This is a genomic window from Agrobacterium tumefaciens, from assembly GCA_025559845.1.
Lineage (GTDB): Bacteria > Pseudomonadota > Alphaproteobacteria > Rhizobiales > Rhizobiaceae > Agrobacterium.
The window spans coordinates 707,804-721,964 of sequence record CP048470.1 but is presented as its reverse complement, the minus strand read 5'-3'; the positions used below and the strand labels follow the sequence as shown (position 1 = coordinate 721,964).

The following is a 14,161-nucleotide window of genomic DNA, read 5'->3' as shown; positions in this document are numbered from 1 at the left end:
ATGGTAAATAGGGAACACAACCGAACATGTCGTAAAATCCAAGCATTAGCTGGCGACCAGTCTTGATACACCACTTCGCGACCATCCTCTCGGAACCTGCTGTGGATTTCGTGCGTTTCTGCTCTCGACAAGCATTGTCGCAAAATCATTTCCGGGGGCAGGGGTGAGCAATACAATCGAGACCAATCCACTGACGCTCAGTGACGTGACTGTCATTGAGGATTCAAAGCTAAAAAAAGCCATCACCGCTGCTGCTCTTGGCAATGCCATGGAGTGGTTCGACTTCGGTGTGTACGGCTTTGTGGCCGCGACAGTCGGCAAGGTGTTTTTTCCGGATGCTTCGCCGGCGGTTCAAACAATTGCGGCGCTTGCAACGTTCTCCGTGCCGTTTCTGGTTCGGCCGCTTGGTGGCCTCTTCTTTGGCGCGATGGGTGATAAGTTCGGACGCCAGAAGGTCCTTTCGCTCACCATCATTATCATGGCGGTCAGTACATTCTGTATCGGTCTTATTCCGGGCTATGCGACAATCGGCCTTTGGGCGCCTATTCTTCTCTTACTTTGTAAACTTGCGCAGGGCTTCTCCGTTGGCGGCGAATATACGGGCGCTGCGATCTTCGTTGCGGAGTATTCGCCGGATCGCCGGCGTGGATTTTTGGGGAGTTGGCTGGATTTCGGGTCGATCGCAGGATTCGTGCTTGGCGCAGGGTTGGTGGTTATTTTAAGTACTGCGATGTCGGAGGACAGCTTCCTCTCCTGGGGCTGGCGCATCCCATTCTTTCTCGCTGCCCCGCTAGGCTTGATTGGCCTTTACTTGAGGCACGCAGCCGAGGAGACGCCCGCCTTTACCGAGCGTCTGAAGCGTGCCGAACAGGAGGATAAGGATGCGCTGCAGGACAGGCCAACCGTTCCGTTCGCGGAAATTCTCAGCAAGCATCCGCGGTCGCTGGCGATCTGCATCGGCATGGTTCTCGTGACCAACGTGACCTATTACATGCTGCTTACCTATATGCCAACGTACCTGTCAAAGACGTTGGGATATACGGAGGACCATGGCGCCCTCATCATCATTGCCGTCATGATCGGTATGCTCTTCGTGCAGCCTCTCGTCGGGTTGCTAAGTGACCGGATCGGCCGCCGACCATTCCTCGCTGTCGGCAGCACACTCATCCTTTTCCTCTCTTGGCCGGCATTTCACCTGATCGCGAGCGGCCATGTTGTCGGCATTTTCTTCGGGCTTCTGATCCTCGCTATCGGCCTCAACTGCCTGGTGGGCATCATGGCAGCCACCCTTCCAGCGCTCTTCCCCGCTCGTATCCGCTACAGCGCCTTGGCTCTTTCATTCAATGTCTCGATTATTGTGGCAGGTCTGACGCCAACGATTGCGGCCTGGCTGGTCGAAGCAACCGACAACATCTACATGCCAGCCTATTATTTGATGGTGGCTGCTGTCGCTGGTCTGGTGACGACTTTCTTTCTCAAGGAAACAGCCAACAAGCCGCTTTATGGCGACACACCCAATGCTTCAAACCGCAAGGAGGCGAGGGCACTGCTTGCGGAACACTATTCTTACATCGAGGAAAGTGTTGAGAAGATCGATGAAGCAATGGAGGAGTTGAAGGAGCAGATGGAGCTTCTTCAACAGAAACGAGAGCGGCTGGTCGGTCAACATCCGGAACTGAACTGAAATGTGTTCAGCGCCTGTTGGAGTGACCTCAGGGGCTGCATTCTGTGGTCATTCGTCGCCGGGTACGCCGTATGACGGTGCCGCGAGCGGATTGAGGGCGCGAGTAACGTAATCGGCGGCCTGCGTCTTGTAGATTTCCCATGCACGCGACACTGCCTGGATAGGGCAATCGTCGTCCAGCCAATCGACGCGCAGTTCGGCGTAGGGCCAGGATTGGTCATCAACGATCAGAAGACCGGCGGAATGGACGGGTCCAGCTTCGCCTCCCGCAGTCATTGCTGCGTTGAGCGCAGCAATCAATCGGTCGCCCAGGGAGCCTTTTGTCAGTTCGAATGTCTCGATCATGGCATTTGGAACCCCGTCGTTTGCCAGCAAGTTGCCGGCGGCAACACATTGTTTGCCCGTCGCCGAAGTCCAGATACCGAGTGCGTTCTCGCCGGAATGGATGGCTGTCCTGCCTTCGGTGTCCACTGCCAGAAGCTGGCGGTAACCCGGAAAACCATCGCTATCTCGGGCGATCGAAACGGCATCCGCCGCGCTTGCACTACTTCTGAGGGCATCGAGCATGCGAGGGCCAAGAGCGGGATTCGTGACGTTCTGTGTTGCAACTGCGCCGGTTCCCGCCTGCGCCCAGGCGCAGCGAGCGGCAACAGCCGGAGATGAAGATGAGATGGCGACGCCGAACTGGCCTGTGAGTTCGCAGCGGGCAACAATCGAGAATGTCATAGGAAACTCCATCCGGAAACTGTCGGACGTGCTTGCACCATCCGAGAAGGGCACCGGCCAGCGGATGATGCTGGCCGATAGTCTGTCAAAACGTCTTTGACTCAGTCAGGGATAACGGCTGTTGCGTCGATTTCGACGAGCCATTCCGGCCGCGCCAGCGCAACCACAACGAGGCCAGTGCAAACGGGATGGACGCCCTTGATATATTCACCCATGGTCCGGTAGACCGCTTCGCGGTGACGCACATCGGTCAGATATACGACCAGCTTGGTCACATGTTCCATCTCTCCACCCGACTCCTGCACGAGCTGGCGGATGTTCTGCATGACCTTGTGGGTCTGTACGACCGGATCATGGCTGTCGATGTTTTTGGCCGTATCGAGATCCTGCGGGCACTGGCCACGCAGAAAGATTACCGTGCCGCGCGCAACGACAGCCTGGCAGAGGTCGTTATCGAGGTTCTGCTCCGGATAGGTTTCTTTGGTATTGAACTTGCGAATGCGCGTATGTGCCATTCTTTTCTCCGTGGTTTATGCGGCGATATCGTTGTGGTCGTATGGAACGGTTAGTCCTGTGGGGCGTAGGCCAGATAGTTTTCCTGGATGAGGATGTGGTCCGCCACATGCTTGGCATCGTGCCACACGCCCCAGATGAAGCTGGAACCACGGCCCGACAGCCAAGGCAGTCCGAGGAAATAGATGCCCTTTTCGGGAGAAACGCCGCGCTGGTGCTTTGGGCGACCAGCGTCATCAAAGGCATTGACCTGAAGCCAGCTATAGTCCGAGGTAAATCCGGTCGCCCAGATGATGGTCGTGATACCGGCCTCGTGCAGGTTCAGTTTACGCAAAGGATTGCTCACACAGTCAACGCCTGGTCCGAGGGTGCGGGCATTAGGCTCTTCCGGCAGATCAAGACCATTGCGCAAGACAAAGGCATCTGCCTCATCAAGCAGTGAGAGATAGTTCTGATCACCCCGATCGAGATTACGGTTGAGATCGTCAGCGAAAGAAAGTGACCCGTTACTATAAGCGCCGGTCATGCCTGTCAGAACCATGCCCTGTGACGCGAGCCGGCGAAAATCGATTGTTTTGCCGCCACGTGCGCCGCTGACGGCGATTGTAACATGCTCCGATCCCGGCGCTTGGGCCTGTGCATCCCATTTGCCGAGAACGCCAAGCCACCAGACAAAATCGCGGCCACGGTAGGCACGCGGAGGACGGTCATGCGGGCCAACGGAAAGATAGACCTTGCGACCGGCAAGCATAAGCTCTTCGGCAATCTGGACGCCGGAGGAGCCGGCGCCGACAACCAACACTGCACCATTGGGGAGTTGGGAGGGGTTGCGATAGTCGCTCGAGTGCATCTGCGTGACACCGGCATCCGCAGGAACGATTGGTGGAATGGATGGCTTTTGAAACGGTCCGGTCGCTGCAACGACATTAAGGGCTTCGATGACACCATCGGTTGTTTCGACGCGAAAACCCGGACGGTCTTCGAGACGCTCGACCTTGACCACCTCAACGCCACAGCGGATTGGCGCTTTGTGCAGGCCTGCGTAGGCTTCGAAGTAGTCGGCGACGCCATCCTTGGGTACAAATGCGTCCGGGTGCCCCGGGAAATCCATGCCAGGGAAGCGATCGTGCCAGGCCGGGCCATTGGCCACGAGAGAGTCCCACCTCATCGAGCGCCAGCGCTCGGCAATCCGGCCGCGTTCAAGGACGAGATAGTCGACGCCGTTGCGGCTCAGATGTTCGCTCATGGCCACGCCGGCCTGGCCAGCTCCGACAACCAGCGTATGGATCTTTTCGACTGACATGCATTCGCCCTTTTCTGTTTCGCCGCAACCCGCCGATCGGCGTCAGCTATCGTTCCGCTCTAGCGAACGCGTTGCATTCGGAAAATTACGATTTGCTGCAGCACTGGTTAGGATTGGCGAAAGCAGTGCAGTGGCGTACGATCAGGCGTCTGGCGGAGGAGCGCTGTTAGAAGATTTACATTTCAACAAACGGCAAATATTAAACTCCCCTCCGTAGCCGTTAAATTCGGCATAGGCATACCGTCGCGCAGCTTGCGCGGCACTCGGCACCGGGGCCTCAAATGCGTTTCACCTTGCGTCAGCTCGAATACTTCATCGCGACGGCCGAAGCCGGGTCGATCACCTTGGCGTCGGACCGGATCCACGTCTCGCAGCCGTCTATCTCTACTGCGATTTCGCAGCTGGAAATCGAACTCAACACCCAGCTTTTCCTCAGGCGCCACGCACAGGGTCTGTCGTTGACGCCCGCCGGTCAAAAGCTTCTGCTGCAGGCAAAAGCGGTCATCGAGCAGGTTCAGAACCTTTACACGGCGGCGTCGGAAGCCACCGAGCAAATCCGTGGAACCCTATCGCTTGGATGTCTCCTGACGTTCGCGCCCATGCTCTTGCCGGAAGTAAGCCAAAGCTTCAAGGCGGCTTATCCGAGCGTCACCGTCCGGCCGACCGTAGCCGATCACCGTACCTTGTTGACGCGGCTGGAGCGCGCCGAGCTCGATATTGCTCTCTCTTACGATCTTCTTGTTCCTGAAGGGTTTGAGTTTACGCCGCTTGCCGAGCTTCCCCCTTACGTTCAGGTGGCGGAAACAGATCCGTTGGCGCAGCGCTCTGCGATCTCGCTCTCCGAACTCGAAGAGCACGAGTTCATCCTCCTCGATCTGCCGCTTTCACGCGATTATTTCCTCGGACTGTTCGCAGCCGCCGGTGCAACACCCAACATCGTTGCACAGATCCAGCATCAGGAGGTCATCCGCACGATGGTTGGCAACCGTTACGGTTACACGCTTGCAAATGTCCGACCGAAGAATAAGGCGGCGCTGGACGGCAAGCGGCTTGTCAGTCTTCGGCTGTCAGGTGAACACAAGCCCATGCGCATAGGCCTCATCCGTATCGGCCAGCAGGTTTCCACCCGGCTTGTGCGTACCTTTGAAGAGCATTGCCGCAACCTGATTTCTGACAACTACGTACCAGGTATGGAAGCGCCGATCCTTAATCTGCGCCGCACGGAATAGCGCTAGGCTCGTTTTTTTCTAAGCACCAGTTCCGAATATCTTATTTTTCTTTTTTGCCATCGACTGACAGTGTGCGCGCCAACGCCGCACTGACAGGTCGGCGATCGCCGCATTACGGAGCCAAGCATGTTAGAGAAGAGCCAGTCCGCAAACCAGAACACTGCATCGATCGCTGAAGCGATGACAAATGCGGAAAAGGTCGACCTCCTTTCCGGCTTCGGCATGTGGAAGACGGCGGCAGTGCCTGCTTACGGCATCAAGCCAATTGTCATGACTGACGGTACCTACGGCGTTCGTTACTCAATTCCACAGATCGACAGCGATGAACGCGGTGGTATGGACCTCGATGCGTTTCTCTCCGTCGTCAATCAGCGTGCCAGCGATGTCGCGATCGCCTGGGGCGAAATGAAGCCGGCAACCTGTTTTCCGAACGGCTCGGCAATGGGCAACAGCTGGGACGTAGGGTTGATGCAACGGCTGGGAGAATTGCTCGGTAAAGAATGCCGAGCCATGGGTGTACACCTGCTTCTCGGGCCTGGCATCAATCTCCGTCGCACACCGTTGGCCGGCCGTTCCTATGAGTACTACTCGGAAGATCCATTGGTGACAGGCAAACTATCGGCTGCCGTTATTGAGGGCATCCAGTCTCAGGGCGTTGGTACCTCGCTCAAACACTTCGCTTGCAACAACTCCGAAGTTGAACGCACGACGATGGACAGCGTCGTTGAAGAACGCGCGCTGCGCGAGATCTATCTCAAGGGTTTTGAGATCGCTATCAAGCAATCGAAGCCCTGGACGATCATGTCGTCCTACAATCGTCTGAACGGCGTTCAGGCGTCTCAGGACCCCTGGCTTCTCGATCAGGTTCTGCGCAAGGAGTGGGGATTTGAAGGCGTTGTCGTTTCCGACTGGCACGGCATCAAGGATCGAGCCGTTTCATTGATGGCTGGCGGTGACCTCGATATGCCGGAAAGCCCACGCCGCAAAGCGGATCTGCTGGAAGCGCTCAACGATGGATCCATACCGGCAGAAGTTGCCCATCTGTCGTGCCAGCGGATGCTCGATATGATCGAGCGTTGTAATGCTGGTGCCGAGGCGCCGGTGCCTGTTTACACGGCAGACGACCATCATGCCGAAGCGCGGGCAATGGCTGCGGCTTCCATGGTGCTCGTCAGCAATAACGCTTTGCTGCCAATCCAGCCTGCCATGAAAAATATCCTGGTGGTCGGCCGTGATGCGGGCACACCTGTTATTCAGGGTTCCGGTTGCGCGACGACGATACCGACGATGGTCGATCAGCCACTGGAGCAGCTACAACAGGCGCTCGGCGCAGGTCATGCTCTGACTTTCCGTGAAAACGCCGACGCAGAAACGCTCGCATTGGCAGCAGGGGCCGATCTTGTTCTCGTCTATACGTCGACGGAAGGCGCCTATGATGGTGAAGGTTCAGATAGAACCACGCTGGCGCTAGGCCCAGGACAGGATGAGATGATTGCTGCACTGGCAGCCGTTTCAGACAAGGTCGCTGTCGTGATTGCCTGCCCCGATGCAGTCGAAATGCCGTGGATTGAACAGGTCAACGCTGTGCTGGTCACCTTCTATTCCGGACAGGCCATGGGCGGTGCCGTCGCAGATGTCTTGACGGGAAAAGTCAATCCGTCTGGCAAGCTCTCCGTCACGTTCCCGAAGCGTTTGGCCGATGTGCCGGGTTTCTTGCACTACCCCGGTGAAAACGGCCGGCACATCTATGGAGAGGGCATCCATGTGGGGTACCGCTCCTACGATCTGCGCGAAATCGAACCGCTTTTCCCCTTCGGTCACGGCCTGAGCTATACGACGTTTGCCTATTCCGATCTCACGCTCTCCTCATCAGAGATCGGGCTTCGCGATGAGATTACTGTTGCATTCACCGTTACCAACACCGGTGATCGTGCAGGTGCCGAAATCGCACAGCTCTACTTGCAGGCTCGCGGTAAGCGGTTGAAGCGTTCGCCGCAGGAACTGAAAGGCTTCGCCAAGCCGGTTCTGGAGGTTGGCGAAAGCAAACGGGTGGAAATCATCCTGAAAGGTTCGGATCTGGCGATCTGGGATCCGGCCCTTGGTCGCTGGGTGCTGGAGGGTGTAGAGGCTCGTATCGTTGTTGGCGCGTCCTCTCGTGATCCGAAACTCTCTGCCGATCTGGCAATCAAGCCTTCGGTACTTCCGTTCCGACGGATCGCTTATGATACGCAACCGGCTTACGTGCTGCCGAATGCCATCGCCTGCGAACATATCTCGGCTTATCTGACGAAGCGCTGCAGTATTTCCAACGACGACGCAATGCGCATGCTCAACCATTGCTCGAACTCGTTCTTCGGCATTTTCACCTCGCTCGAGCGTCGTCTGCGTCTATCCATTCCCGAAGCAGAAGTTGATGGCCTTATCAGCGACATTAACGCGGCGATGGATGCTGCGGAAGCAAAGCTGTGACCGCGACGCAGGACTGGTTGGCGCGGCTGGTCGCCTATCCCACTGTGAGTTCGGACACCAATCTGCCGTTGATCGAAGAAATTGAATCAGCGCTGGCAAATGCTGGCGCTGTCTGTGAACGCTTCTATGACACCACCGGACAGAAAGCGGCCCTGTTGGCGCGTCTGGGACCAGATGTTCCGGGCGGGCTCATGCTTTCCGGCCATGTTGATGTGGTGCCGGTGATCGGGCAGGACTGGACTGTTCCGCCCTTCGCGATGACGCGTCAAAATGGCAGGCTTTACGGTCGCGGTACGACCGATATGAAGGGCTTTGTCGCCTCTGCTTTGGCGTTGGCAGAAAGCATCGATGGAACGCGCCTCGCCGCGCCGCTCTGGTTTGCGATTTCCTATGACGAGGAGATCGGCTGCGTTGGTGTCAGGCCCATGCTGGAAGAAATTGCGGCCCGCGATATCCTGCCCGATCTGATTGTTGTCGGAGAGCCGACATCAATGCAGCTCGGCTTGGGTCACAAGGGCAAGATGGCGTTCCAGGTAAAAGCAACCGGTGTTCCGCGTCATTCGGCCGAAGCACCTCTTGCGCTGAATGCGTTGCATATAGCCTCTGATTTCATTTCGGGTTTGCGCCGCCTGCAGGATGATATCGAGGCCCGTGGTCCGCGTGAGCCTAGATACTCGGTTCCCTACGCAACGGTGCATGTGGGCAAATTGGTTGGCGGGACTGCAGTCAACCTTGTTCCTGATCATGCCGAGCTTCTGATGGAATGCCGGATGATGGCCGCAGACGACCCGCTTGCTCTCGCAGAGCAGGTCCGAAAGGCCGGTGCCGCTGCAGTTGCTCCCTATAAGGAGCGCTTCAAGGAAGCGGCAATCGACATTGAGATCACCGGCAACTATCCCGGCCATTCGATCGATGGAGATCATCCAGTTGTTCAGGCCTTTGCCCAATGTCTGCCCAGGGGCAGCAAGGAATGTCGGGTGAGCTTTGGCACGGAGGCCGGCTTGTTCGCTCAGGCGCTTGACGTCCCGGTTGTGATTTGTGGGCCCGGTAGCATGGAGCAGGGACACCGTCCCGACGAATTCATTGAAGAAAGCCAGCTTCACATCTGCGACAGCGTTCTTGCATCGGCCGTCATTCGGTTTTGTGCAAGCCGGCGACCGCTTGCTTCGCATGTACCAAAGCAGATGCACGGAAAAATGTAATTTACCGAAGCCATGCGGACGGGAAAAGTAATTGATGAAGGTTAAACAAACTCAGAGGGTAAAATGAACAATAACGTTTCACGCCGCGGCTTTATGAAAACGACGACAGGGCTTGCGGCCATGGCACTTGCGGCGCCGGTCCTTCTCAAAGGCAACCGTGTTTTCGCTGGCGAAACGCTTGTCGTGCGCGACATGGGCGGTGCCTTCTACGAAGGCTTTAAAGTTGCGTTCTATGATACCTTCGCTGCCGAGACGGGTGTCACGATCCAGACCAACACCAATGAGCCTGACCCGATCCCGCAGTACAAGATGGCGATCGATACGGATACGAAACTGTTTGACGTTGCACTGATGACGCCTGAACACGTTCTGCGTATTCGTAAACTCGGCGACAATTACATGCTGCCGCTGAACATCGAAGTGCCGAACAAGGACGACTTCACCCCGCATACCTTCGAGCCCGACTTTGCCGGTGTTGCCATCTTCGCGCTCGCCATGGGCTATCGCAAAGATACGGTGAAGACGGTCCCGTCGAGCTGGGCCGATTTCTGGAACACCGAGGCATTCAAGGGCCGTCGCGGCCTGTGGCGCAGCCCGGTGACCACATTGGAAATGGCGTTGCTCGCGGATGGCGTTCCGCTCGACAAGCTCTACCCGCTTGATGTTGATCGCGCCTTCAAGAGCCTCGACAAGATCAAGTCCAATATTGACATCTGGTGGACATCCGGCGCGCATGCGACGCAACTTTTGCAGAACGGCGAACTGGACATGATGTCGACCTGGTCGACCCGCGCCCAGGCAGCGATCAATGCGGGTGCACCGGCAGGTATCGTCTGGAACGGTGGCCTCTTCAACATCGATGGCTGGACGATTGCAGGCAACACTGAAAAGGCGGATCTTGCCCGAAAGTTCATCGAATGGTGCCTCGATCCCAAACGTCAGGCAGCCTACACGGACGTTCTTGCCTGCGGCCCGACCAACATGAAGGCCTATGAACATCTGAGTGCTGAAAAGGCAGAGCTTCTGCCGACTGCCCCTGCCAACATCAAGGGACTGACGGTTCTCAATGCTGCATACTGGGCTGAACATCAGGATGCGCTGACGCAGCGCTTCGAACAGTGGATCCTTGGCTGATCTGCGCCGCCTGAGCTTCAGGTCCCGCCTATCGGCGGGGCTCCATATCTGACATGGGTGGCCCGGTTCCGCGATGCGCGGAACGGGCCATTTCAACGAACAGGACCCCCAATGGCTGAACTCTCTGCCAAAGACACAATCTCTCGCAAGCGCCTGCGGCTGGACAGCCTCTGGCTCTCGACGCCGGGGCTTGTCTATATGGCGCTGTTGCTGATCCTTCCGGCTGGCGCACTCATCTGGCAATCTTTCGTCGATCCGAAGTCCGGTTCCTTCGACCTTAGCGTTTACGAGCAGATGTTCTCTGCTGGCGTTTATGTGAAGGTTTTGGCCAATACGTTTGCCATTGCTGCGCAGGTTACAATTGTCTGCCTTCTGGTCGGTTATCCGATCGCGGTGTGGCTGGCAGGAATGCCGGAACGTCGCCGAAGAATGGCCATGTGGCTGGTTCTTCTGCCTTTCTGGGTTAGTCCGCTGTTGAAGAATTTTGCCTGGATCGTGCTTCTCGCCCGCAAGGGCATCGTTGCCCAGATGCTGACCGGCATGGGCTTCGATACGCAACTCGACCTGCTTTATGGACGCGGTGCCGTGATCTTCGGCATGGCACATGCGATGTTGCCGGTCGCGATCCTTACTATGCTGCCAACCATGCTGACGATCGATGGTCGCCTTATCCCGGCGGCGATGACGATGGGTGCAAGCCGCAGCCAGTCCTTCTGGCGTATCTTCGTGCCACTTTCCATGCCGGGCGTTGCCGCGGCGGGTTTGTTGATCTTTGTCATGGGGCTTGGTTTCTTCATTACCCCGGCATTGCTGGGATCTCCGCGCGAAACGGTGATCGGCCAGATGATGATCACCCAGGTGCAGCAACTCTTCAACCTGCGTCTTGCCGGTGCCCTTGCCGCACTTCTTCTTGCTGTGACCCTGATCACCATTGCCGTCTACGACCGCTTTTTTGGTATGTCGGCCGTTTCCGGAAACGGTGCCGCGGTAAAACGCGGGGGTGTTATCGGTGCTATCGGTGGCGCCGTTGTGGAGATCGGCGCGGGCGTCAGCGATTTCATCGCAAATCTCTTCCCGGCCCGTCTCGGTCGGACGGTCTTCACCGTTTTCGTCTGGATCGTCATTGCGGTTCTGATCATACCCGTGCTGGCTTTCCCACCGATGGCATTTTCTGGCTCGAGCTTCCTCGAGTTCCCGCCGAAGAGTTTTTCGCTGCGTTGGTTCGAGACCTATCTGAGCTCTGACCAGTGGATGGGTGCCACCACGCGTTCCGTCGTCGTTGCGATCGCGACCGGAATTGTTGCGACCATCATCTCGGGTCTTGCGGCCTATGGCCTGGCGCGTACGCAGCGCAAGGCCGGTGGATTGATTTTCCTGTCGTTCATGCTGCCGATGATCGTACCCAATATCGTGATTGGGGTATCGCTCTTCTATGTGCTGGCGAAGGTTGGTCTGATCGCAACCGATACCGGAATTATTCTGGGCCACACACTCTCGGCCATGCCCATTGTTTTCGTAATTCTGCTGACGACATTTCGTGGGTTCGACTGGCGCCTTCTGCAGGCGGCAGCCACGCTCGGCGCAAGCCGCTGGCAGCAGGTTCGCCTCGTCCTTCTTCCCCTCGTAAAGGGTGGCGCCATTGCGGCATTCCTGTTTGGCCTTTTGCACTCCTTCGAAGAGCTGACCATCGCGCTGTTCGTTGGGGCAGGCGTCAAGCAAACGCTGCCAAAGCAGATGTGGGACGATATCATTCTCAGTATTTCACCGACCCTGGCTGCGGCCTCGGTCTTCATCGTGGCGGTGGTGACAGTGCTCTTCGTCATCGCTGAAAAGGCAAGGCCGCGCTGACATGCGCGCGTCTGCCTCCCCCATCACGACCAAAGGAACTCCATTCGATATGTCTGCCGCTTCTGCCACCACTCAGGACATCAAGCTTAAGGTTCAGAGCCTCGCCAAGCGTTACGGCCAAACCATTGCCCTTGATCACGTCAATCTCGAGGTACGTAAGGGAGAACTTCTGACACTGCTTGGGCCATCCGGTTCCGGCAAGACCACACTGCTGCAACTCATTTGCGGCCTGCAGGAGCCCACATCCGGTAATGTCATCATTGACGGTAAGGATCAGACCCATGCGCCGGTCAACAAGCGTGACATCGGTGTCGTCTTCCAGAACTACGCGCTCTTCCCGCACATGACGGTGGCAGAAAATGTGGGTTTCGCACTCAAAATGCGTAGTCTGCCAAAGTCGGAGATCGATACCAAGGTTGCCAAGGCCCTCGAAACTGTTGGCCTCGCCCATGCGGCCGGGCGCTCTCCTTGGCAACTTTCTGGCGGGCAGCAACAGCGCGTCGCGCTCGCGCGCTGTCTGGTCTACGATCCTGCCATCATTCTGATGGACGAACCGCTCGGCGCGCTTGACGCGAAGCTGCGTGAAGTCATGCAGATCGAGATCAAACGCATTCACCGCGAGACCGGTGCTACGATCATTTTCGTGACCCATGATCAGCAAGAAGCACTGGCGCTCTCCGATCGCATCTGCCTGATGAATGATGGCAAGATCGCTCAGCTCGGCACACCTCGTCAGATGTATGATGAGCCGCAGAACCTTTTCGTGGCAGATTTCATTGGGGTTTCTTCAATCATTCGCGGAACGGTGAAGGCCGGCAAACTCGAGACGGCGATCGGTATCCTGCCCATTCCTGGTACAGCACCGGCTGACGGCACGAAAGGCGCTATTGTCGTTCGCCCGGAAGTCATCACACTGGGTGACGGTGAGTGCGAGGGACGCGTCCGCGAGACCGTCTATGGCGGCTCGGAACTGCGTGTCATTATCGATGCTGGCAAGCAGGAAATCATCGCCCGTGCGCCTGCCACGGCCGGTGACGTGGAGGTTGGCTCGACAGTACGCTTCGGTTGGGCACCTGACGCTGCCCGTTTCCTGATCGACAAGGACTAAGACACGTCATGGCCGCTTTACGTTTCCTCTATGACTGTGATCCCGGTGCCGACGATGCGCTGGCAATGCTTCTGGCTCTCGGCCGAACCGATGCGCTTGATATGGTAGCCGTCACTTGCGTTGCCGGTAATGTCGGACTGGAGCCGGTCGTCAACAACGCAAGACGTATTCTTGAACTGTGTGGACGGCAGGATATTGCCGTCTACTCAGGCGCAGCCCGGCCGATCATGGCGTCACGTGGCCGTGTTTCGATTATGCACGGTTCAGATGGGCTTGCTGGTAGCACATTGCCTGCAGCCAGCATGGCGCTGCGCGAGGGGCATGCTGCAAACGCGATATCGCGGATCGCACGTCAGGAAGGGCAACTGCACATCTGCGCGACAGGTCCGCTCACCAATCTGGCGATGGCGCTGCTTCTCGATCCGGACCTCCCGAATTTCGTCAGTGCAGTTACCATAATGGGTGGTGCCGCATTCTGCCCGGGCAATACAACGCCTTTGGCCGAATTCAACTTCGCGGTCGACCCGCACGCAGCCGCCATCGTTTTCGACAGTGGCATCCCAATCACGATGCTCGGTCTTGACGTTACCCGTCAGGCAACCGTCACCGAGGATATGATCCGTCAGATGCAGGCAATTGACACGCCCGTTGCACGAGAGGCTGCGCATTTGCTGATCCATTACGGCTCAAAAGATCCGTGCCTGCACGATCCCGCTGCCATCGCCTATATGTTGGAGCCTGAAATCTTCAAGACGCTCGACGCGCATGTTTCTATCTACACCGATAGCGGTGCTGCGGCTGGGCAGGTGGTCGCAGCAGTCAGCGAGCGCCATCTTGCGGGACGCGTGCCGAATTGTACGGTGGTCACGGGCGTGGATGCAGAGGCGTTCAGAACGCTGTTCGTGGATGCGCTTCGAGGATAATCTTCTGCTCGGAAAAACACAT

The 14,161-nt window shown here is 57.3% G+C and carries 11 protein-coding genes; 8 read left to right on the top strand and 3 right to left on the bottom strand.

Annotation, left to right across the window (positions count from 1 at the left end; all coding sequences use genetic code 11):
* Positions 1 to 163: 163 nt before the first annotated feature.
* Positions 164 to 1,684 carry a glycine betaine/L-proline transporter ProP gene (gene proP / locus FY156_19730; protein ID UXS03780.1) on the top strand — a complete coding sequence of 507 codons (1,521 nt, stop codon included), beginning with the start codon at positions 164 to 166 and terminating at the stop codon, positions 1,682 to 1,684.
* Between the two features lie 48 nt (positions 1,685 to 1,732).
* Here the strand turns inward: proP and FY156_19725 are convergent, their stop codons facing one another.
* From FY156_19725 to FY156_19715, 3 genes are all read right to left on the bottom strand, one after another.
* Positions 1,733 to 2,410, bottom strand: coding sequence for a DUF1028 domain-containing protein (locus FY156_19725; GenBank protein ID UXS03779.1), 678 nt, complete (start codon positions 2,408 to 2,410; stop codon positions 1,733 to 1,735).
* Positions 2,411 to 2,511: 101 nt separating this feature from the next.
* The gene (locus FY156_19720; protein ID UXS03778.1) at positions 2,512 to 2,925 is read right to left on the bottom strand and encodes a RidA family protein; all 414 of its coding nucleotides are present in this window, start codon (positions 2,923 to 2,925) and stop codon (positions 2,512 to 2,514) included.
* A 50-nt stretch (positions 2,926 to 2,975) separates the two neighbouring features.
* Positions 2,976 to 4,226: an NAD(P)-binding domain-containing protein gene (locus tag FY156_19715; GenBank protein UXS03777.1), complete on the bottom strand. Its 1,251-nt coding sequence runs from the start codon at positions 4,224 to 4,226 to the stop codon at positions 2,976 to 2,978.
* 281 nt (positions 4,227 to 4,507) lie between these two features.
* Here FY156_19715 and FY156_19710 point away from each other — a divergent pair, with 281 nt between their 5' ends.
* The 7 genes from FY156_19710 (at position 4,508) to FY156_19680 (ending at position 14,139) form a co-directional block, all read left to right on the top strand.
* Entirely contained in the window at positions 4,508 to 5,455 is a 948-nt protein-coding gene (locus tag FY156_19710; GenBank protein UXS03776.1) for a LysR family transcriptional regulator, read from the top strand.
* Between the two features lie 126 nt (positions 5,456 to 5,581).
* On the top strand, positions 5,582 to 7,924 hold the full coding sequence (locus FY156_19705; protein ID UXS03775.1) for a glycosyl hydrolase: 2,343 nt from the start codon (positions 5,582 to 5,584) through the stop codon (positions 7,922 to 7,924).
* Complete coding sequence (gene argE, locus FY156_19700; GenBank protein ID UXS03774.1) at positions 7,921 to 9,126, top strand: acetylornithine deacetylase; 1,206 nt, start codon at positions 7,921 to 7,923, stop codon at positions 9,124 to 9,126. The genes FY156_19705 and argE overlap by 4 nt, the downstream gene beginning before the upstream one ends.
* 63 nt (positions 9,127 to 9,189) lie before the next feature.
* Complete coding sequence (locus tag FY156_19695) at positions 9,190 to 10,260, top strand: extracellular solute-binding protein (GenBank protein UXS03773.1); 1,071 nt, start codon at positions 9,190 to 9,192, stop codon at positions 10,258 to 10,260.
* A 111-nt stretch (positions 10,261 to 10,371) separates the two neighbouring features.
* Positions 10,372 to 12,108: an ABC transporter permease subunit gene (locus FY156_19690; protein UXS03772.1), complete on the top strand. Its 1,737-nt coding sequence runs from the start codon at positions 10,372 to 10,374 to the stop codon at positions 12,106 to 12,108.
* A gap of 1 nt (position 12,109) precedes the next feature.
* Complete coding sequence (locus FY156_19685) at positions 12,110 to 13,216, top strand: ABC transporter ATP-binding protein (GenBank protein ID UXS03771.1); 1,107 nt, start codon at positions 12,110 to 12,112, stop codon at positions 13,214 to 13,216.
* A gap of 8 nt (positions 13,217 to 13,224) precedes the next feature.
* The gene (locus tag FY156_19680) at positions 13,225 to 14,139 is read left to right on the top strand and encodes a nucleoside hydrolase (protein ID UXS03770.1); all 915 of its coding nucleotides are present in this window, start codon (positions 13,225 to 13,227) and stop codon (positions 14,137 to 14,139) included.
* The last annotated feature ends 22 nt before the right edge of the window (positions 14,140 to 14,161 follow it).